The organism is Streptomyces sp. NBC_00582 (assembly GCF_036345155.1).
GTDB lineage: Bacteria > Actinomycetota > Actinomycetes > Streptomycetales > Streptomycetaceae > Streptomyces.
On record NZ_CP107772.1, the window covers coordinates 573,684 to 593,385 of the forward strand.

Below are 19,702 nucleotides of genomic sequence, written 5' to 3' on the forward strand. Positions count from 1 at the left end.
CATCCCCTCCCCTACGAAAGGACTTCACCATGCCCAGCATCGCCATCGTCGGAGCCGGCCCCGGAATGGGCCTCGCCATCGCCCGCACCTTCGGCTCCCAGGGCTACGACGTCGCTCTCATCGCCCGCAACCGCGACAAGCTCGACGACCTCGTCAGCCGGCTCACCGCCGAGGGCATCACCGCCGCCGCGTTCCCGGCGGACGTGCTCGACCACGACGCGCTGACCCAGGCCCTCAAGGACGCCGCCACCCGCTTCGGCGGCATCGACGTCCTGGAGCACTCCCCCGCTCCGAGCTTCGGCTCCATGACCCTCACCTCCCCGTCCCACACCAGCCCCTCCGATGTACAGGGACTGATCGACCTCCTGCTCTACAGCGCCATCACCGCCACCCAGGCCGTCCTGCCCGCGATGCGTGAGGCCGGCGCGGGCACCCTGCTCTTCACCAACGGCGCCGGCTCGGTCGACCCGAACCCGATGCTCGGCAACGCCAACGCCGCCCAGGCGGCGCTGCGCAACTGGGTGCTCAACCTGCACAAGGAACTGGCCGGCACCGGTATCCAGGCCGCGCACGTCGCCATCGGCGTGTGGATCGGCGCGGGCAGCCCTCCCGGAGTCCCGACCGCCGAGGCCGAGGACATCGCCCCTCTCTACTGGGACCTGCACACCCAACGCGACGAAGCCGAGCGCGTCTTCACCGTCTGACGCCACCCAGCGCTCCCCCGTTGGATCCTGATCCGTTCCATCCTCTTCCTCCGCGTTCGGCGCCGGCACCGTCGGCAAGATCGCGATCACCGTCGTCTGACCAGTCCGTGTCCCAGACGCTTCCACCACAACGCAAAAGGATTGCACCGTGCCCAGCATCGCCATCGTCGGAGCCGGCCCCGGAATGGGCCTCGCCATCGCCCGCACCTTCGGCTCCCAGGGCTACGACGTCGCTCTCATCGCCCGCAACCGCGACAAGCTCGACGACCTCGTCGGCCGGCTCACCGCCGAGGGCATCACCGCCGCCGCGTTCCCGGCGGACGTGCTCGACCACGACGCGCTGACCCAGGCCCTCAAGGACGCCGCCACCCGCTTCGGCGGCATCGACGTGCTGGAGCACTCCCCCTCTCCGGGCAACGGCTCCATAAGCTCCATGACCCTCACCTCCCCGTCCCAGACCAGCCCTTCCGATGTACAGGGATGGATCGACTTCCTGCTCTACAGCGCCATCACCGCCACCCAGGCCGTCCTGCCCGCGATGCGTGAGGCCGGCGCGGGCACCCTGCTCTTCACCAACGGCGCCGGCTCGGTCGACCCCATCCCGATGCTCGGCAACGTCAACCCCGCCCAGGCGGCGCTGCGCAACTGGGTGCTCAACCTGCACAAGGAACTGGCCGGCACCGGTATCCAGGCCGCGCACGTCGCCATCGGCGTGTGGATCGGCGCGGGCGGCCCTCCCGAAATCCCGACCGCCGAGGCCGAGGACATCGCCCCTCTCTACTGGGACCTGCACACCCAACGCGACGAAGCCGAGCGCGTCTTCACCGTCTGACGCCTCGCAACGCTCCCCGTTGAATCCTGATCCGCTCCATCCCCACGCGCCGCGGCGATCCCCGCCGCGGCGCGACCGAAGAAGAAGGTCTCCGCTCCGATGAACGTGTTCCTGTGGATCCTGCAGGGCGTCCTCGCCGCGCTGTTCGTGGCCGCCGGCGTCACCAAGTCCACCCAGCCCCGTGAAAAGCTCATGTCCCAGCTGCCGTGGGTCAGTGATGTCTCGACACCCGTGGTGCGTCTGATCGGCGTCACCGAACTCGCGGGCGGCCTCGGGCTGATCCTGCCGGGCGCTTTCGACATCGCCACCGTGCTCACCCCGCTGGCCGCCACCGGCCTGGCTGTGATCATGGTCCTGGCCATGGGCCTCCACGCCCGCCGCAAGGAGCCGCAGGCCATCGGGTTCAACGCGATCCTGCTCATCGTCGCCGCGGTCATCATGTGGGGCCGGTTCGGGCCCTACTCCTTCTGACCACCCGGTCCCGCCCCTTCACAGCGGCCCGGCCCGCGACCACGCCGGTCGGGCCGCTCCCTCCCCACCCCTGTCCGCCTATCGGAGACGACCGTGGAACTGGGCATCATCTCCCTGTCCGACCTGCAGACCGACCCCACCACAGGAAAGCTGCACGACCCGGGGCGCCGCACCCGCGAGATCGTCTCCTACGCCATCGCCGCCGACCAGGCCGGCCTGGACGTCTTCGGTCTCGGCGAGCACCACAGCTGGGACTTCGCAGTCGCCAACCCCGCCGTCCCGCTGGCCGCGATCGCCCAGGCCACCAGCCGTATCCGCCTGGCCAGTGCCGTGGCGGTGCTGTCCACCGCCGATCCGGTCCGGCTGCACCAGGACTTCGCCTCCCTCGATCTGATCAGCGAGGGCCGTACCGAGATCATCGCGGGTCGCAGTGCGTTCATCGAGGCGTTCCGCCTGTTCGGCGTGGATCTCGAGGACTACGACGACGTGTTCGCGGAGAAGCTGCGGCTGCTGCTCGCGATCCGTGAGAACCCCGAACACGTCACCTGGCGCGGGCGGTTCCGCCCGGCCATGGACGGCCTGTCCGTCCAGCCCCCGCCCCACCAGCCGCAGTTGCCGCTGTGGCTCGGCGTGGGCGGCACCCCCTCCAGCGTGGAACGCGCCGGGCGCCTCGGCCTGCCCATGGCGCTCGGCCTCATCGGCGGGGACATCCGACGTGCCCGCCCCCTCGTCGAGCACTACCGCGCGGTCGGCACCGCAGCCGGCCACCCCGCCGACCGGCTGCGGCTCGGCAGATCCGGCCACTTCTACGTCGGCCGCACCTCCCAGGGGGCACGCGACGACGTCTTCCCCTTCTACAAGGAATACGTCCGCCCCAAGCCGCCCACCGGACGCGGCTTTCACATCGGACGCACCGAGTTCGACGCCGCAGCGGTACCGTTCGGCGCGCTGATGGTCGGCAGTCCCCAGGAGATCATCGACAAGATCCTCGCCGAACGCGAAGTGCTGGGCATCGACCGTTACATGGGCCAGGTCGACTTCGGCGGTATGCCCGCCGGGATGGTCCATGACTCGATCGAGCTTCTCGCCACCGAGATCGCCCCTGTCATCCGCAGGGAACTCGCCCCCGCCGGCCGGACCGGCCGCAGCCTGACAAACAGCTGAACCGGCGTCACGGACGTCGGCAGCCACGATCTTGCAATATGCGCACCCTGTGGGAAGACGACGATCGTCCTGCTGAAGCACTCCCGCACCGTCCCGCTCGGCCGGCTCGCCCAGCCCGCCGACGTGGGCGCGGCGGCCGGGCCCCTGCTGGGTCTCAGCAGACGCAGGACGCCGATGTAGTTTCCGGTGTCGGGCATCGAGCATCCGCGCAGTCGCCGGACCGTCGGTCACCGGCCTGCCTGGTGCAGCGGAGTTCGTTGGCGTGACGTGGGTCGCCGTCACCGGCGGTCGCATCACAGCGGAGGGAGACGCGGCCTCGCCCGTCACGCGCCCCCGGTTTTCTTCCACCCCGGCCGTCAGCCCCTGCTCGGCTCCAGTGCAGTCCCCCTGCTTCGGCTGACCGGACTGTGGCTGAGGGCCTGGAGTGCCGCTGGTCCCGCGACTGCACCGCCGACCCCAACATCGGCCCCCAGACGGCCGGGCGGTCATCACCGTGTCGAATGTCGAAGGTCGCCGCGGCACTGGGCTACGACATCGATGGCCCCGCCACGCGCTGAGCTGTGGTTCGCACTGCCGACCGGGGCTGAGCAGGATCGGGGCCGCGGTGCCGGCCGAGATGCCGAAGCGGGCCACGGGCTCCGCGAGACCGTCGTGCCGACGCATCATGCCCCACTCGAATCAGCACGGCGCTGAGAGCGGCTACCAGCTGACCCGGGAGGCGGCCGATCCCGCGTACTCGACTCAAGCGCGAGCCGGGATGGTCCGCGAGATCGCCGCCCGCACCTACCTGGACCCGGCCGGGCTGCGCGGCGTCACGCCACTCACCTCGAACTCGGCGGTTTCAGTGGTCACGGATGTGTCGGCAGCCTGAGATCCTGCGCCGTGGCGTCAGGGTTCGCGTTCGTCTGGAGAACGTGCATGGTCCTGTGCTCGAACAGCCAACCGGCGTCCGTCCGGACAAGTCGATCATGCCAGCGGTTGGTGATGACATAGAGCCCATCCCGCGCCAGTTCACGCGGGACCTGGCGGAACACCAGGATGTACGACGTCTGGGTCGCCGTGTCACCCTCGATGGTGATGACGTTGTCGGTGGTGGCATGCACGGTAGAGAAGAGATGTCCCGTCATTCCGAAGCCAATGTCGATGGGCTCTCCATGCGCCTGGGCGTCAAAGAAGGCTGCGATGGCCGCTCTGCCCTCGTGGCGCGGGCCCGCCTCGAGTACGCCGTTCTCGGTGAAGGCCGCGGCGCAATCGGCGCCGCGCAGCTGGTCGACCATGTGATTGAAGTGTGCGGTAAGGCCACGGATGGCCAACTCGTCGGCGACCCTGTCGGGCATGTAGATCCTCCTTGATCGCTCCGTGCAGCACGGAGTTGTGAGCTTGATGGCATCCGGTCCGGGCGTGGACGGGAGGTGTCGACGCCCGGACGTTGCGAAATCGGGCAGGCGTGATGGATGTCCGCGCCACGGCAGGGACATCGCCGCCAGACCCTGGACTGCGGCGGAGCGCGGTCTGTCGCCCCGCGCTCCGCCGAACTTCCTGGGTCCGGTTCACTCAGACTGCTGGGGTCACCTGGCGCAGTACGTAGTCGTGGGTCACGGTGTGGTAAGGCGCATCCAGGCCGCGCGCCTTGAAGTCGGCCGGGTCGTCATGGAGCTGTGTGGCGTGCACGCTGGACTCGGGCGTCGTGCGGGGTTCGAGGGTCTTGTAGACGATCGGGTCGCTTTCGAAGTAGGACTGCGTGGTCAGCGTGTGGAAGCCGGCGGCAGTGACGATCGCGTGGATGTGCAGCGGGCGGATGTCGACCCGGTCCAGTTTCTTGGTGAGCCTGCCCAGAGGGCCGTCCTCGTCGATGCCCATGACCTCGATGCCGGGCATGACCGTCCGGTACTCGAAGCGACCCTCGTCGTCCGTGAGCAGCCTTCCGCGCAGGTTGAACGGGGGCAGGCTCTCGTCAAGGTCTATGACCAGAGGCCGGATCATCTCCGCGGTCAGGTTCGCGTAGTCGCCCTTGGCGTTGGTCATCCAGATGTCGAGCTCCGCGCCCGCGATCGGCTCGCCGCTCGTGGAGCGCACCTGTCCCGAGACGAAGAGCACCTCGCCGGGTTCGTCGGGGCGCATGGGCAGCGCGTACGGGCGTTCCAGGACCGGCGCCCCGGGTACATAGGCCGGTCCCCTGCCGATCCAGGGGCTCGCACCGTCCTTCTCCGGATTCGCATACGCGGCGCCCAGGTTGGCCTCCAGTACCGGATGCATGAAGAACTGGTAGATCGTCATGGGTATTTCGCCGGCTTCGGCGAGTTCCAGGGCCCATGCGACGACTTGCTGGAACTCCTGCTCGGTCACTCCGTGCTTGATGATCAGATCCGCGATCGTCGACTGGAGGTCGTCGAAGACGACCTGGAGCCTGGTGCTTTCCAACGTGCTCATCAAAGTCCCCTGCCGTGGTGGGCGTTGGGCCGCGACGGCCCGGAACCCCCAAGTGGATTAGGTGCTCCAGTTGATGGTACATCAACTGGAAAGGCCCATCCAGTAAACGCTGTTCCGTAACCGCCGGTCACTGGATGTGACCATCACGGCGTTGAATCCGTCATGGACAGCCCCGTTCACGGGGCTGAGTCAGCGTCCTTCATCTGGCCGAGACGACGTGGTCGCACAGCCTGCCGAGATCGCCTCCGTCGTCCTGCGGGCCGACGTCGAAGTACGGGGTGCGGCTCACTTCTTCGGCCAGGGTCCGGCGCAGCTGGACGAGGCCCTCCTCCGTGTCCCGGGTGGCGGACTCGACGAGACCGTCCGTGCAGAACACCAGCAGGCTCTCGCCCGGCAGGCGCACCTCGTCGACATCGAACGGCGGTTCGGCGGCTCCAAGGGGAGGGTGACGGTCAGTTCGTCCGGCTCCAGCTCCAGGTCGGCGAGCGTGCGGACGGCCGTGCGGAGCCGGCCCATGGTCGCCGCCACGGTGATGCCGTGCCCCATGACGTCCCCGATCACGATGGCGACGCGATCGGCGGACAGCGGGATGACGTCGTACCAGTCGCTGCCGACCCCGTCCCCGCCGCGCCCCGCGGGAAGGTAGAGCGGGCCGCAGCGGATACGGCGGGCAAGGAGGGCAGCGTTCCGGGCAGCAGATCGCGCTGGAGTCCCTGGGCCCGGATGTGTCCGACGTCGTACAGGCGGGCCCGTTCCAGAGCCTGGCGACCAGACCGCTCAGGGCGGTCAGCAGGGTCCGTTCCTCCTCGTCGAAGGAGCGCGGCCGGAGATCAGGGGCCACGGGCCGCTGTCGCGTTCCTCGGTGCGGTTGACTGGGATCGGGTGCATCATCGAGCGGGCGACCGCTTCCTTGAGGATCCTCAGGGCGGGGAAGACCGCTCCCTCGGGCTCGTCCTCCTCATCCCCCCGTAGCAGACCGCCGCCATCATCTACTTCGTCGTCGAGGACTTGTCCACTGTCAGCCGAGGGCTGGGCACCGGCAACGTCGGGCTGCTGCCCGATGGTCCCCGCGACAGTGCCGTATGCCGTATGCCTGCGGTGCGGCGGCGAGTCGGCGGCCCCCAGCGGTGTCGGGAAGGTGCGGCGGCGCCGCAGTTGCCTCAGCGAGGGAGGGCTCGAGTCCCGCGAGGGTTTCGGGGTCGCCGTTGGTCAGTGCGGTGCGCAGTGCCGCCAACACGGACGTGAGGTGCGGGTGCGCCAAGCCGATCGCACCGAAGTCACGCTCCCGCTCCCCTACCGTCACCCTGACCTTGGTGGGGTTCTCCGTCGCTGCGAGCGTGACCAGGACGTCGGCGTCGAGAAGAGGACGGCGTGGTCGGCAACCACACGCCGAACCACTGCTCGGCGCCCCACTCCTCGAACCTTCGTGCCTCGGTGAACCCCAACTTCGCGGCGAGGCGCATCGAGCGGTCGTTGGCAGTCTGAGTGCAGAGCACCACCGGCTCGCCGGGCAGCGCGGCGGCGAACCAGCGGAGCGCCGCCGCGCACGCCTCGGTGGCATACCCGCGTCCCCACGCCTCTGGCAGGAACATATAGCCGAGCTCGGCCTCCCCGGCATCCGGACGGATGTGCCCCGGACGCTCCGCGTCGCGCCGATCGAGGGTGACTGTGCCGATCATCGCTCCGTCGAGATCGATCACGAAAAGGCCAGGGCGCCGCCCGGGCAGTTCAGGCACGGCGCTTTCGAGCTCATCACGCGGTCGAGGACCACCGAGGTAGGTGCGCACCTCAGGCGATGCGAACAACTCGATGAACGCCGCACGGTCTCGAGGCTCGGACTCGCGAAGGACGAGCCGTTCGGTCCTTATCGGGGCAGGTGGCCAGGCGACGGGTCCGAGTCCGGTCATGGCAGGCAACCTATCGCACGCCTGCGAGAGTGATCCAAAGAAAGCCGGCATGGATCTGCCGTCCTGTCCAAGGGAATTGGAGAGATACGGCAACGGGCGAGGCGTCTACAACCGGCTGCGGATGTGGGCGGTCGACGGAACCTGGGGGCGGGTGTTCACCGCGCTGATGGCCCACGCCGACGCCGACGAGGACCTCAACTGGGCCGTCTCCGTGGACTCCACCATCGTGCGCGCTCACCGGCACGCGGCCGGGGGCCCGCAACAAGGGCCCCCGGCCGGCGAACCGGACGATCACGCCATCGGCCGGTCCCGGGGCGGACCGACCACGAAGATCCACCTGGTGGCCGAGGGCCGCTGCCGCCCCCTGGCGTTTGTCCTACCGCGGGGCAGGCCGGTGACGCACCCGCCTTCGAGCAGGTCATGGCCCGCCTGCGAGTGCTCCGGAAGCGTGGCCGGCCTCGCACCACTCCGGACGTCGTCCTGGCCGACAAGGCCTACTCCTCGCGTGCCATCCGCAAGCACCTGCGCAGGCGCGGAATCCGTGCGGTCATCCCCGTCCCGGCCGGCCAGCAGGCACACCGCCTTCGACGCGGCAGCCAGGGCGGCAGACCGCCCGCCTTCGACCGCGAGACCTACAAGAAGCGCAACACTGTCGAGCGGTGCATCAACCGCCTCAAGCAATGGCGCGGCATCGCCACCCGCTACGAGAAGACAGCCACGATCTACCTGGCCGGACACCACATGCAGGCATCTTCCTCTGGTCCGCACGGTGATCCAAACGAAACGGCCTAGCCGACGGCGCAGCCGCGGTGGCCAATCTCCTGCAAGTACTGCCGGCGGTCCATCACGCGCTGTGGGGGCATCTGACGACGCCTCTTGATGAGCCACTGCACCAGCGGGCGCTGCCCCGCGCTGACAGCAGAACGTGATGGGGCGTCGAAAAGCGGCTGGGCACCTGCGGCGGCCAAGAAAAGGGGTGAGCGCAGTGGGCGGCACACACGGTAAGAGCCAGCCTCGTTCACCAGCGGCGCGGCCACCCCGTTCCCCGGGTTCAGCGCGACCACCCCATCCCTTATGCCCACCTTTTTTCTAGTCATGTCATTCATTGATCACTGAGAGCATGGAGGCGATTTCATCTTCTTATGGAGGGCGTAGTGCTGGAGAGCGGCCGACCACCCATCCCCGACCACATGCCCCCTTCGGCCGACACCCGTTCCGCCGATTCCGTTACTGGTGGTGGCGAGCCCGGTCCGGCTACCGCTGCCGGTGCTCCTGCGAACCTCCAGGACGGCGCCGATCCCGGTGCCGCCGCCGGCCGTGATTCCGCCCAGCACCGTACGGGACTCCTCACCACGCTCGTGCTCGCCGGGCTCACCGCCCTCCCCGCGCTCTCCACCGACATGTACCTCCCCGCCTTGCCGGAGGTCACCCGTTCGCTGCACAGCTCTGCCTCCGCCATCCAGCTCACCCTCACGGTCTGCCTCGTCGGTCTGGCCCTCGGCCAGTTCGTCATCGGCCCGATGAGCGACAAGTGGGGGCGCCGGCGCCCCCTCCTGGCCAGCCTGTCGGTCTACGTGGCGGCCACCGTCATCTGCGCTCTCGCGCCCACCGCTGAGCTCCTGATCGGCTTCCGCCTGGTGCAGGGCCTTGCCGGGGCCGCCGGCATCGTGATCGCGCGGGCCGTCGTCCGCGACCTGCACGACGGCGTCGCCCTGGCCCGATACCTCTCGACCCTGATGTCGATCGCCGGGGCCGCTCCGGTCCTCGCGCCCGTCGTTGGCGGGCAGTTGCTGCGGTTCACCAGTTGGCGAGGCATCTTCTTCGTCCTGGCCGCCCTCGGTCTGCTGCTCGTCCTCGCCGTGTGGCGCTGGCTGGACGAGACCCTGCCGCCCGAGCGGCGGCGCGACGGCGGCGTCGGCCAGGCGCTGCGCACGATGGGCGACCTGTTCGCCGACCGGGTCTTCACCGGCTACCTGCTCACCGCCGGCTTCGGGTTCGCCGCGCTCTTCGCGTACGTCTCCGGGTCGTCGTTCGTGATGCAGGAAATCTATGGCGCGTCCCCGCAGGTCTACAGCCTTCTGTTCGGCCTCAACTCGATCGGGTTCATCATCGTCGGTCAGCTCAACGGCAAGTTGCTCGTCGGCCGTTTCGACTTGGACGACCTGATCTCCGTAGGCCTCGGGTTGATCACCCTCGCGACCGCCGCGCTCCTGGTGATGTCCTCCGGGCTCCTCGGCGAGGTGGGGCTCGTGCCCATGGCGGCCGGGCTGCTGGTCCTCATGTCGGCGTTGGGCCTCACCCAGCCGAACGCCAACTCCCTCGCGATGACCCGGACGCGGCAAGCCGCCGGGTCCGCGTCCGCGCTGCTTGGCTCCTCCATCTTCCTCATGGGCGCGGTCACCTCGCCGTTGGTCGGAATCGCGGGGGAAGGCACTGCGGTGCCCATGGCCGCCGTGCAGGTGGGGTGCGCGCTCGCGGCCGCCGCGTGTTTCGTGGGACTGTGCCGTCCGTGGCAGCGGACCGGGAGCCGAACGAGTCCGTAAGAGGGCCGGCAGCTCCCGAGGAGTGCCGGGCGCGGGTGCGGTGGTGGGCTGGTCGCAGTTCATCAGCGGACTTCTGGAGATGACGCCACGGGGGTGCAGGGCGAACTGTCAGCGCGCTGGGCGCAGACGATCTCGCGATCCCGGAACGTGCAACCGCCCTCATGGCAAGCCCACTGCCGAACGGGGTAAAGACCCGTTCGGCGGTGGGGTGGACGCCTGCTGTTATTTCCGCGGTTCGCCGGCGCCGACGCGACATTGCCGCGGTTCTGCGCTGATCCGGATGCGCACGGCCTGCTTGTCCGGCTTTCCTATTGGCGTCAACGGGATTGTGTCGAGCACCTCGACCTGTTCGGGCACCTTGTAATGCGCGACGCCATGTGCGGTAAATGCCTCGCGAACGTCTTCCAGGGTGGGGAGCGGTTGTCCTTCGGCGGGTACCAGAACGAGGCAGGTCCTTTCCCCGAAGCGGGCGTCCGGAAGCGCAACGGCCACGGCGTCGCCAACGGTGAGCAGGGCACGCGCCAGGCTTTCCACCTCCTCGGCGGAAATCTTCTCACCGCCGCGGTTGATCAGGTCCTTGTTGCGTCCCTCGACGACAAGGTTGCCGCTCGGATGCATTCGTACCAGATCACCGGTGCGGTACCAGCCGTCCGGAGTGAATCTCCGCAGGTTGTGCTCCGGTGACCGGTAATAGCCGCGCGGGGTGTACGGGCCGCGGGTGAGCAACTCGCCGGTGGCACCAGGCGGCACCGGGATACCGTCGTCATCGACGATCAGTAGTTCATCGCCCGGGCTGATGGGGCGTCCCTGGGTGGCGAAGACCACCTCGTCGTCATCGTCCAGCCGGGTGCAGTTGAGGAGGCCTTCCGCCATTCCGAACACCTGTTGCAGACGGCAGCCCAGGGTGTCCTGGATGCGCCGGGCAAGCACGGGGTCCAGAGGTGACCCCCCGACCTGCACGACCTCCAGACTGCTGAGATCGGGCTGGACGACCTCGGCCGTCTCCACCCAGCGCCGTGCGATGGCGGGCACGAGCGAGGTCACCGTCGGCGAGTGGCGCGCGATCGCGGCGAACGCGGCACCGGGCTCGGGAGAGGGGAGCAGTACCACGCGCCCGCCGGCGGCCAGCGTGCCGAGGATGCCGGGGCCTCCGAGCGGGAAGTTGTGTGCCGCGGGCAGGGTCACCAGATACGTCGTCTCCGGCCCTACCTGGATGATCTCGCCCATGCGGCGCGCCGCGTACTCGTAGTCGTTGTGCGTCCTTGCGATCATCTTGGGCTGTCCCGTGGTGCCACCGGACAGCACGAACAACGCGGTGTCCCCGGCCGCCGGGGCGATGCGGTCCAGCCGCTTGCGGCGGGCCGGGCCGTCCCCGGTGACGCGGAGCATGTGCCGCAGGTCCAGATGGCCGGGGCGCACGTCCTCGCCGACCACCGCGACAGGGCACGGGCGGCCGAGTTGCTCGCTCAGCCGAGCGGCCATGGCCTGATGGTCGAAACCACGCCAGCGGTCCGGAACCACGACCATGCGCGCCTCGGCGTGGCGGGCCAGGTAGTACAGCTCGTGTTCCCGGTGCGGCACCAGTGCCAGCACGGGAGCGATACCGGTGCGGGCGCAGGCCAGCACCAGGGCGACGAACTCCCAGCAGTTGGGCAGTTGGACGAGGACACGGTCACCGCGGTCCAGCCCGTGCGCGAGCAGCGCCTCAGCCAAGGCGTCCGTGTGCTCGGCCAGTGCGTGGTAGGTGATCCGGCGGTCGCCGTCCACGAGCGCCGTGCGGTCCCCGTGCTCCTCGGCACGAGGCCACATCCAGGACCCGAGCAGTTGGTCCCGCCAGTAGCCGGCTGCCCGGTAGCGCTCGGCGAAGTCCGCGGGCCACGGCGGAAAACCGATGTCACGCGCCGAGGACTCTTCTACTGACAACGCCCGCGTCATCATGCTGCACCACTCGATACCAGCAGGCCGGCCGGCTCGGCCGCACCACGATCGGTGGAGAGCTCTTCGGCGAGGTAGTGGCTCAGTGCCTCGACCGTCGGATGGTTCCACAGCAGGCTGGCCGGCAGACGGACCGAAAGCAGCTTTTCAAGCCTGCGCCGGATGCCGAGTGTCATCACGGAGTCCAGCCCCATCTCCGCCAGCGGCTTGCGCGTGTTGATGTCCTCGGTCGGCAGTTTGATCTCGTGGGACACCTGTCGGCTCACTTCGGCGACCAGGTAGGCCCGCAGCTGGTCGGCGTCGAGCTGGCTCCAGGCCATGTCGGCGCCGTCGTGTGCCGCGGGCTCGTCGTCGAGCAGTGCGCCGTCCGGCACGCCGAACCGCAGTCCGGTCAATTCGATCAGTACGCGTCCGGCCGGGTCCGCGACGGTCACGGTCACGGTGTCCGGCACATCGGGCGACTCCAGCCGGACATGGATCACCACCGTGTCCTCGGGATCCCCCGACACCGTCATCCGGCCGACTTCCGCCGGCATGCGCAGGGTGGGGGGACCGGGGAAGACCGCGGTGGGCAGGGAGAGGGCCGCGTCCAGCACCGACGCCCACGTTGTCGGCTGTGGCATGCCGCAGGACACCACAGCCAGCAGTTCGGCGTCGGCTGCACGCCACAGCTCCTCGACACGCCAGGGGAAGCCCATCGCCGGAACCTCCAGCGTCGCAAGCAGCGAGAAAACGTGGTCGTCCGGCAGCCGCTCGGTGATCCGGTCGCGCAACATCTTGATGTCCAGCGCCGGGACCGGGGCGCCCTGCCCGGCTTCGGCGGTCGTGTGCGTCAGCCACGACTCCTCGTCGACGGCCCCGTCCGTCAGCCGCGATGCCAGGCGCAGGACGTTGTCCTGGTGGGTGACCCGGAGCTCGCGCGGCGCGGCCAGCGAGATGGGAACCCGCAGGACCATATCCGTGAGCGATGACGTCCCCTCGTTGGCCACAGCCGCGTGGAAGGTGTTCAGCAGGACTGCGGCCGGGACGATCTCCACGCCGTGCACGGGGTGATTGCCAGGGTAGGGACGGCAGTCGTAGTCGAGGTATGTCTGCCACAGCCGCAGCAGGCTCGTTCCGGTGACCGCGGTCAGGCCACCGAGCAGGGCGTGACTGTCCAGGTCGTGCTGGAGCGCCTGGCTGGTTCCGGCGCGGGGCCCTTCGTGCCAGAACCGGCGGTGCTGCCACGCTGTCGTGGGCAGGTCGGCAAGCTCGCCATCGGGGAACATCACAGAAAAATCAACGTGGACGCCGTGACAGTGCAGTGCGCCGAGGTTCGCCAGCAGTGTGTCGTGGTCGGGCGTGCCGCGGCGGAGGGTGCCGGTCGCGAAGCCGTCCGACACACCCCCCTCGGCGAGGATGTCCCAGATCGAATGGGTGACGATCGGATGGCTGGAAATCTCGAGGAATGCCCGGTGCCCGTCCTGGATCGCCGCTGAGACAGCCTCCGCGAAGCGCACTGGAACCTGCAGTTGGACCGCCCAGTATTGGGCCGGGCGGTCCACGCGGGCCCTCGGATCGTTCCCAGCCGTGCGGTAGAACGGGAGAACGGGGTCAGTGTGTGCGACACTCTCCGCCGCCAGGGCCATGTCAGCGACGAGTGGTTCCATCTGCGGTGAGTGGAAGGCCACGTCCGACGAGACCTGGCGAACCGCGATGCCGTCACCCTGCCACGCCTCGGCCACCTTGCCGACGGCGTCGGGCTCGCCGGAGAGCACCGACCACCGCGGCGCCGCGGAGATGGCCGGCACGACGTCGTTGCGTCCGGCCAGCCGCTCAGCGGCCTCGTCGAACGGCAGGTTGACCATGACCATCGCGCCCATGCCCGCGATGCGGCGAAGCAGCTGGGAACGACGGCAGACCAGCCGGGCGCCGTCCACCAGGCTCAGTGCTCCCGCAGTGACGGCAGCGGCAATCTCGCCCACGGAATGGCCGATCACCGCTGCCGGCTCGACCCCGTAGCGCCGCCACGCCGCGACCAGTCCGACCTGAACAGCGAAGATGGCGGGTTGGATCACATCGACGGCTTCCAGCACGTCGAACTCCGTCAGGATCTGACGCGGGGTGAAGCCGATCTCCGCACGGAACACCTCGGCTATCTCGTCCAGCACCTGTGCGAACACCGGCTCGGCCGCCAGCAGCTCACGGCCCATGCCGACCCACTGCGATCCATGCCCGGAGAACACGAACACCGGCTGGCTCTGCGGCGGAGTCAGCGGACTCCCGAATGAGGTTCCGACCGGCTCCTGACCGGCGCTGACGGCCCGTAGCCGCTGGACCAGCTCCGCTTGGTCGGCGGCGACGACCGACGCTCGCTGCGCCAGGTGGGTCCGGCGAGCGCTCAGGGTGTGCCCGACCGCGTTCAGCGGCGGTGGCTCCGGGCTCTCCAGCCAGTCGGCCAGCCGCGCCGCGTTGGCGCGCAGGCCCGCGTCGCTCGCCCCGGACAGCGGAAACACCCTCGGTGCGCGCTGCGGGCTGTCGGACGGTACGCCGCGCTGGGGTTTCTCCGTGGGGAGGGGCGCCTGTTCGAGAATGACGTGCGCCAAAGTGCCGCCGTACCCGTATCCGGACACTCCGGCCCGCCGGGGATGGTCCGTGACCGGCCATGGTGCGGTCTCGGTGACCACCTGCAGGCCCGAGGTGTCCCAGGGGACCAGGGGGGTGGGCGTGGCACAGTTGATGCTCGCCGGGATCGTGGCGTGGCGTAGGGCGAGCGCCGCCTTGATGATTCCGGCGACGCCTGCGGCACCCTCCAGATGGCCGATGTTCGACTTCCCCGAACCGATCAGGCAGGGTGAGCCGGGCTCCCGTCCAGCGCCGAGCACGGTGGCGAGCGCCCGTGCCTCGATCGGATCACCCACCGGTGTCCCGGTGCCGTGTGCCTCGACGTAGTCGATCGTGCCGGGGTGCACCCCCGCCGCGCGGCAGGCGCTGCGCAGCAGATGGACTTGGGCCTGCTCGCTGGGCGCCATGATGCCGTTGGTGCGGCCGTCCTGGTGCACGGCGGACCCCCGGACGACGGCGTGGATGTGATCACCGTCCCGTTGTGCGTCCGACAGCCTCTTGAGCACGACGACAGCCGCACCCTCACCACGGCCGTAGCCATCCGCAGAGGCGTCGAACGACTTACATCGGCCGTCGCTGGACAGTGCTCCGGCGGCGTCGAGCATGACAGTCAGTCCTGGCCCGATGATCAGGTTGACTCCGCCGACGATCGCGAGCGACGACACGCCGGCGGCCAGCTCCCGACAGGCCAGCTGCACGGCGACAAGCGAAGCCGAGCAGGCGGTGTCGACAGTGAGGCTTGCCCCCCGCAGGTCCAGCGAGTAGGAGATCCGGTTGGCCAGCCCGCACATCTGGGTGCAGATGCCTGTCCACGCCTCGATGCCGGGGAGATCCTCCAGCAGCCTGCGCTCGTAGTCGTCGGAGACAGCGCCGATGTACACGCCGGTGTCGGTTCCGGCCAAGCTGGTCGCGGGGATTCCGGCGTGCTCGAGAGCCTGCCAGGTGACCTCCAGGAGCAGACGTTGCTGCGGGTCCATCAGCTCGGCCTCACGCGGTACCACACCGAAGAACTCGGCGTCGAACCCGGCTACGTCGTCAAGGAACGCGCCATGGCGGACGGTTCGGTTCATCACGACGGCGTTGCGCGGGTCCGCGGCGTACTCCGCCCATCGTTGATCCGGCATCCGCGAGACGACGTCCGTGCCGCTGAGCAGCAGGTCCCAGTAATCACCCGGTGATTCGACGCCGCCTGGAAACCGACAGCTCATGCCGACGATCGCCACCGGCTCCGGCCAGGGTTCCTGATCATTCACTGTGCTGCTCACCTTCATGTGGCCTGCCCTTTGTCCAACCGGAACATCGTTCCGGTCCCACTGCCTTCACTTGGTTGCGCGGAGGTCGGCCCCTCGGGCGGGGCTGCCCCGCGAGTCGGGTCAGATCCACACGGCCGGTCGGCAACCGCCACCCGGGCGGTTGCAGACCGGCCGTCGACGCATCTCATCGCGGCCCGTCCACCAGCGTTCGTTGCTCTCCGAGACCGTCCGCGATCGCATACCATTCGGGATATCGCCGGTGCGGCAAGTCCCCGGTAGCCCGCGCTCCTGGAATTGCATAGGGGCACCGGTCCGGCCGGCTTTCGCCGCAGCCGTAATCCTTCGTTAATCAAGGGCATGCCTCACCCCTTTCATTCCCTCCGCACTCGCCCGACGCTGCCGGAACCCGAGGTGCCATTTTTCTCACTATGCGATGAGAAGGCTCCAAAAGGTCCGCTGGGCATTGGATCGTGGGGAAGTCACTAGAGTCCGCACCTGCGGATTGTGGCCCGGCAACCGCGCCAGAACCATTGACGTGAATTCGACCGGCCGCGGCTGTGCCGCGACGTCAAGGTGTGAGGAACATTGAACATCTCTCCGGATGGGCACTTGTCTCATGGAGTCGCGCCGCTGGCCGGAATCGAGGTGGTGACGGCAGGCGCTGCCCGCACTTCGCTGCGCCGGACCAGCACGGTCGTCCTGGACCATCTGCGGCTGCTGGGTGCGACGGTCAGGGAGGGCGGTACGCCCGTCGGCGGGCACGGCGACGACGAATGGCGGCTGGAACTCCTCGGCGGCGGCGTGGCGGTGGAGTGCGTGGTCACCGGCTGGGGTGATCTGGACAAGGGACCCTTCGACGAGTCTCTTGCTCAGGCGGCATGCGGTGTCATGGCGGTGCACGGCCGTGCCACGGGTGGTCCCCGCCGGCTCGGAGTCGACTACGCCTCCGTGTTCGCCGGGGTACTCGCCGTGCAGTCGATCCTGGCCTGCGCGCTTGGCCAGCTCCGCGGAGTCCCGGTGCGCCGCGTCAAGCTGGACGTGGCACGAGCAGCGGCGTTCGCGCTGCTCCAGTATGTGGCGCACGCCACGGCGGACGAGGAACCGGACATCATCCGCGCTGAGGAGATGACCGAACACGATCGCCCGCCCTTCAGCTCTTCCGACGGGGTCTGGTTCGAACTGGAAGCCCTGGACATGGGACCCTGGCGGGACTTCTGGGCCCTGCTCGGCGCCTCACCCCGTGCGGCACAGCGCAGTTGGCGACCGTTCATGATGCGCTACGGACGCGCCACCTCTCCCTTGGAGCCTGAGTTGCTCCACACCACCCGCAAAGCCACGTTCGAGCAGATCGTGGAAGCGGCCGCGGCCACTCGCATGAGCGTGTGCCGGATACGCTCGGTCGCCGAACGCCGCACGGACGCGGGGCTCTGGCCTGCTACCGGCACGTGTGCCCCGTGGGACCTCACGCCGTCGCCGGGACGATGGACCGCTGGTACGGCCGATCCTGGTTCTACGTTGCCACTGGCCGGGGTGCGGGTGATCGAGTCCGCCCGGCGGATGCAGGGGCCGCTGGCCACCCGCTTTCTCGCGTTGTTCGGTGCGGACGTCACCCGGATCGAACCACCGGGCGGCGAGCCGGCGCGAGGCACGCCTCCGCTCGCTCGAGGCCTCGCGGCCGCGTTCGCGTCGGCCAACCACGGCAAGGAAGCTGTCGAGATCAACCTCAAGACGGCGGACGGACGCACGCGGGCCCTCGACCTTGTCCGCGACGCCGACGTCTTCCTGCACAACTGGGCTCCCAGGAACGCCTCAAAGCTGCGGCTGGACGCGGACGACCTGCATGAGGTCAACCCCGGCCTGGTCTATGCCTACGCCTCGGGGTGGGGCGACGCCCTGGGCGAGGATCCTCCGCTCGGCACGGACTTCCAGGTCCAGGCGTACTCCGGTCTGGCAGAGCGGGTCAGCGCGGGCGAGCAGGGGCCGCCCCGCCCCACTTTGGTGATCATCACTGATGTGCTGGGCGGCGCCGTGTCAGCCGAAGGCATGCTGGCCGGACTGATGGCCAGGCAGCGCTTCGGCACGGGGAGCCGGGTGGAGAGCTCGCTGTTCTCCGCGGCGACGACACTCCTCGCCGAGGATCTGAAGGCGGCACCGCCCGGCACCGCCCCCGTAATCGAGCTGGACCAGGTCTTCCGGACCGCGGACGGCCACATTGCCGTCTGCGCGAGGACCACTGAGCATCTTGACCGGCTCGCGGCCCGTGCCGATGCGACCTCCGGTACTCCGGAGGAGATCGCGGAACGTCTCGTGAAGCTCCTGGCCGACCGGCCCAGCGACGCGTGGGAGAAAGAGTTCCGAACGCTGGGCATCCCCGCGGTCACCGTTCTGGAAGACCTGTCCATGCTGCCCCGCATGGATCACTTCTCCTCGATGTTCGACTACGAGGGGTGTTTCATCGCCATGGCCCCGTGGCGGTTCCAGAAAGGAGCGAGCCGATGACCACCCGGGAAGAGGGGAGGCCGGTGACGCGGTACGGCGGCCGGCCGGCCGCCAACCCGGTGGGCTGTAGCGACTGGCGCGAGCGGTACGGAGGTGAAGGGCCGCGGGCAAAGGAGCCGGGCCCCTTCGGCGACAACGAACTCCGCACCGCGGTCGCTGAGCCACGTGTCGAGATCAGCACCATGCCCGGTCCAGGGACACCCATCCCCCGGCTGGCGGTGCGGGTTCAGTGAGGATGCTTCTTACCGCGCCTGCCGGGGTTGGACACATGCTGCCGCTGGTACCGATGGCGCATGCCGCGCTGGCAGCCGGACACGAGGTGCTGTTCGCCACGACCGGGCCGAATACCGACATCCTCAGCCGTCATGGGGTGCCGACTGCGGACGCCGCTCCGCACGCCGACGTCTCCGCACGTTTCGACCAGCTCATACAGGACACGAACCGCCCCGATACTCCCGTCAAGGAGATGGTGTCGGTCGCCATGGCAGGCTGGGCCGAGATCGGCGATCTGATGCTTGACGGCCTCCTTCACACCATCCGGCGATGGCGGGCCGACGTGGTCGTCTATGAACCCTGTCATGTGGCCGGCCTGGCCGCGGCACAACTGGCTGGGGTTCCCTCGGTCCTGCACGGGACAGGTCTGCCGATGGGGACCTACCGGCGTGCGCTGGAGAAGATGGTGCGGCCCCGGGAACGTTACGGGGCCGGTGAACAGTCCGCCACCCCGGACGCCGTGGTGAATGTCTGCCCCTCCAGCATGACGTCCCCGGACCGGGACCGCGGCTGGCCGATGCGCTATGTGCCGTCCGATGTGGGCGCGGTGGCTTCGGACTGGGAGGACACGCGTCCCTCGGCGCCCCGGGTCTGTGTGACCTTCGGCTCGGTGCTCCCCGGTAGGGGCAAGGACATGGTCCGCGCCGCAGTCGAGGGGCTGCGCGAACTGGACGCCGAGGTCCTGGTGTCCACCGGTGGCGCCGTCCTCGACGACTGGGGGCCGATGCCTGCGAACGTCCGGATGGCCCGTTGGCTGCCGATGTCGGCCGTGCTGCCGGGTTGCGCAGCGGTGGTCCACCACGGTGGGTCGGGAACGATGTTCGGCGCGCTCGCCGCAGGCGTCCCCCAGGTGGTGCTGCCACACGGCGCTGACCGGCCCACGAACGCCGACGCGGTGGTCCGGCGGGGGGTGGGTATCGCCCTGGACATCACGACCGACGGCATGGAAATGATCGGGAAGGCCGTCCGCCAGGTTCTTGAGGATCCCTCGTACGGCAGGGCGGCACAGGAGGTGGCCAGGGAGAACAGCGCGCGGCCCGCACCCTCCGCCGTGGTCGGGCAGATTGCCCGGCTGACGTGACAGGGC

14 protein-coding genes and 2 pseudogenes are annotated in these 19,702 nt (G+C 69.1%); 10 read left to right on the plus strand and 6 right to left on the minus strand.

Features of this window, described 5'->3' with window-relative positions; genetic code table 11:
* The first annotated feature begins 29 nt into the window (after positions 1–29).
* From OG852_RS02655 to OG852_RS02675, 5 genes are all read left to right on the plus strand, one after another.
* A complete protein-coding gene (locus OG852_RS02655) occupies positions 30–704 on the plus strand; it encodes an SDR family NAD(P)-dependent oxidoreductase (RefSeq protein ID WP_133916568.1) in 675 nt (224 codons plus the stop codon).
* 148 nt (positions 705–852) lie between these two features.
* Positions 853–1,536: an SDR family NAD(P)-dependent oxidoreductase gene (locus OG852_RS02660; RefSeq protein ID WP_133916567.1), complete on the plus strand. Its 684-nt coding sequence runs from the start codon at positions 853–855 to the stop codon at positions 1,534–1,536.
* A 99-nt stretch (positions 1,537–1,635) separates the two neighbouring features.
* Positions 1,636–2,007 carry a DoxX family protein gene (locus OG852_RS02665; protein ID WP_133916566.1) on the plus strand — a complete coding sequence of 124 codons (372 nt, stop codon included), beginning with the start codon at positions 1,636–1,638 and terminating at the stop codon, positions 2,005–2,007.
* Positions 2,008–2,100: 93 nt separating this feature from the next.
* Entirely contained in the window at positions 2,101–3,171 is a 1,071-nt protein-coding gene (locus OG852_RS02670; RefSeq protein ID WP_133916565.1) for an LLM class flavin-dependent oxidoreductase, read from the plus strand.
* A 664-nt stretch (positions 3,172–3,835) separates the two neighbouring features.
* Positions 3,836–4,042: a hypothetical protein gene (locus OG852_RS02675; RefSeq protein WP_133916564.1), complete on the plus strand. Its 207-nt coding sequence runs from the start codon at positions 3,836–3,838 to the stop codon at positions 4,040–4,042.
* Here OG852_RS02675 and OG852_RS02680 read toward each other — a convergent pair.
* The 4 genes and pseudogenes from OG852_RS02680 to OG852_RS02695 all read right to left on the minus strand — a co-directional run bounded on the left by OG852_RS02680 (position 4,020) and on the right by OG852_RS02695 (position 7,508).
* Positions 4,020–4,508, minus strand: coding sequence for a nuclear transport factor 2 family protein (locus tag OG852_RS02680; RefSeq protein WP_166663719.1), 489 nt, complete (start codon positions 4,506–4,508; stop codon positions 4,020–4,022). The genes OG852_RS02675 and OG852_RS02680 overlap by 23 nt on opposite strands.
* Before the next feature lie 217 nt (positions 4,509–4,725).
* A complete protein-coding gene (locus OG852_RS02685) occupies positions 4,726–5,601 on the minus strand; it encodes a dioxygenase family protein (protein WP_133916562.1) in 876 nt (291 codons plus the stop codon).
* A gap of 208 nt (positions 5,602–5,809) precedes the next feature.
* Positions 5,810–6,427, minus strand: a pseudogene (locus tag OG852_RS02690) (PP2C family protein-serine/threonine phosphatase); the annotation flags it as partial.
* Between the two features lie 451 nt (positions 6,428–6,878).
* Positions 6,879–7,508 carry a GNAT family N-acetyltransferase gene (locus OG852_RS02695; RefSeq protein ID WP_330346932.1) on the minus strand — a complete coding sequence of 210 codons (630 nt, stop codon included), beginning with the start codon at positions 7,506–7,508 and terminating at the stop codon, positions 6,879–6,881.
* 85 nt (positions 7,509–7,593) lie between these two features.
* On the opposite strand from OG852_RS02695, the pseudogene OG852_RS02700 reads away from it, so the two are divergent.
* Positions 7,594–8,300 (plus strand): annotated as a pseudogene (locus tag OG852_RS02700) (IS5 family transposase); the annotation flags it as partial.
* Between the two features lie 350 nt (positions 8,301–8,650).
* Complete coding sequence (locus OG852_RS02705; protein WP_166663718.1) at positions 8,651–10,051, plus strand: multidrug effflux MFS transporter; 1,401 nt, start codon at positions 8,651–8,653, stop codon at positions 10,049–10,051.
* Between the two features lie 222 nt (positions 10,052–10,273).
* Here OG852_RS02705 and OG852_RS02710 read toward each other — a convergent pair whose 3' ends face one another.
* Both OG852_RS02710 and OG852_RS02715 read right to left on the minus strand, forming a co-directional pair.
* Entirely contained in the window at positions 10,274–11,989 is a 1,716-nt protein-coding gene (locus OG852_RS02710) for a (2,3-dihydroxybenzoyl)adenylate synthase (RefSeq protein WP_330346933.1), read from the minus strand.
* Entirely contained in the window at positions 11,986–15,843 is a 3,858-nt protein-coding gene (locus tag OG852_RS02715) for a type I polyketide synthase (protein ID WP_330346934.1), read from the minus strand. Before OG852_RS02715 ends, OG852_RS02710 begins: the two co-directional genes overlap by 4 nt.
* A gap of 609 nt (positions 15,844–16,452) precedes the next feature.
* Here OG852_RS02715 and OG852_RS02720 point away from each other — a divergent pair.
* Genes OG852_RS02720 through OG852_RS02730 form a run of 3 tightly spaced genes read left to right on the plus strand, consistent with a single transcriptional unit; the run spans position 16,453 to position 19,696 of the window.
* The gene (locus OG852_RS02720) at positions 16,453–18,342 is read left to right on the plus strand and encodes a CoA transferase (RefSeq protein WP_166663717.1); all 1,890 of its coding nucleotides are present in this window, start codon (positions 16,453–16,455) and stop codon (positions 18,340–18,342) included.
* A complete protein-coding gene (locus tag OG852_RS02725) occupies positions 18,339–18,575 on the plus strand; it encodes a hypothetical protein (protein ID WP_330346935.1) in 237 nt (78 codons plus the stop codon). The genes OG852_RS02720 and OG852_RS02725 overlap by 4 nt, the downstream gene beginning before the upstream one ends.
* 35 nt (positions 18,576–18,610) lie before the next feature.
* Positions 18,611–19,696: a glycosyltransferase gene (locus OG852_RS02730; protein WP_166663716.1), complete on the plus strand. Its 1,086-nt coding sequence runs from the start codon at positions 18,611–18,613 to the stop codon at positions 19,694–19,696.
* Positions 19,697–19,702 lie beyond the last annotated feature (6 nt).

Bases quoted from the DNA above. Each gene is read 5' to 3' on its own strand.
- OG852_RS02655 (WP_133916568.1), top strand. From the start codon at position 30: ATGCCCAGCATCGCCATCGTCGGAGCCGGCCCCGGAATGGGCCTCGCC.
- OG852_RS02665 (WP_133916566.1), top strand. From the start codon at position 1,636: ATGAACGTGTTCCTGTGGATCCTGCAGGGCGTCCTCGCCGCGCTGTTC.
- OG852_RS02675 (WP_133916564.1), top strand. From the start codon at position 3,836: ATGCCCCACTCGAATCAGCACGGCGCTGAGAGCGGCTACCAGCTGACC.
- OG852_RS02680 (WP_166663719.1), bottom strand. From the start codon at position 4,508: ATGCCCGACAGGGTCGCCGACGAGTTGGCCATCCGTGGCCTTACCGCA.
- OG852_RS02685 (WP_133916562.1), bottom strand. From the start codon at position 5,601: ATGAGCACGTTGGAAAGCACCAGGCTCCAGGTCGTCTTCGACGACCTC.
- OG852_RS02695 (WP_330346932.1), bottom strand. From the start codon at position 7,508: ATGACCGGACTCGGACCCGTCGCCTGGCCACCTGCCCCGATAAGGACC.
- OG852_RS02705 (WP_166663718.1), top strand. From the start codon at position 8,651: ATGGAGGGCGTAGTGCTGGAGAGCGGCCGACCACCCATCCCCGACCAC.
- OG852_RS02710 (WP_330346933.1), bottom strand. From the start codon at position 11,989: ATGATGACGCGGGCGTTGTCAGTAGAAGAGTCCTCGGCGCGTGACATC.
- OG852_RS02725 (WP_330346935.1), top strand. From the start codon at position 18,339: ATGACCACCCGGGAAGAGGGGAGGCCGGTGACGCGGTACGGCGGCCGG.
- OG852_RS02730 (WP_166663716.1), top strand. From the start codon at position 18,611: ATGCTGCCGCTGGTACCGATGGCGCATGCCGCGCTGGCAGCCGGACAC.